Here is a 700-nt window from a genome sequence, read left to right on the forward strand (position 1 = left end):
CCGCTCGCGCCCGCAGAACAGGAAGAGGCGCTGGTGCCGGACACAGTGACGCCCGATCAAGCCGAGCCGGTCGAGGAGACGGAGAGGGCGGCGCCAGTGAAGCCGGCAACCGAGCCGGCGCCTGAGCAGGTCACCGAAGTAGCGGAACCGACCGTCGAACAGCCGGCAGAGGCCGACGCGGCCGAACCGGCGGCGCCGACGGTCGCCGCGCTGAGCGCTCAACAGCCGCTCGACGAAGTGGTTCCGGACGTCGTCGAGACGGTGGCACCGGACGTCGTCATTCCCTTGCCGCAGCCGAAACCGGTCGATGCGCCGGCGGAATCCAAGGTCATGAAACCGGTCGAGGCCAAGGCGAAGAAGCCCGTCGACAAGCCGAAGCAACGGCCGAAGAAGGAAAAGCCGGCGCCGGCCAAGACCGCCATGGCGGCCAGCGCCGACGCCAGGCCGGCCGCGCGCGCGGCGGCGCCAAAATCCGCCGAGGGAGCATCGCGTTCCAGCGCCAGCCCGGCGCGCTGGAATTCCAGCCTGGCGGCTTGGATCAGGCGGCATACGCGCTATCCGAGCGCGGCACGGTCGCGGCGGGCCGAAGGCAGCCCAAACGTGACCTTCACGGTCGATTCTTCCGGCCGGGTGGTCTCGGCCCGGCTGGCGCGGTCCTCCGGTGACGCCGACCTCGACCGCGCGGCACTCGGCGCCTTGC

General features: G+C 71.4%; 1 protein-coding gene. It reads left to right on the forward strand.

Annotated elements, in window-relative coordinates:
* The coding region (locus tag EN742_RS36785) for a TonB family protein (protein WP_128333983.1) at nt 1-700 on the forward strand (700 nt) is incomplete at both ends.

Origin of the sequence: Mesorhizobium sp. M4A.F.Ca.ET.020.02.1.1, assembly GCF_004022645.1 — a bacterium.
GTDB lineage: Bacteria > Pseudomonadota > Alphaproteobacteria > Rhizobiales > Rhizobiaceae > Mesorhizobium.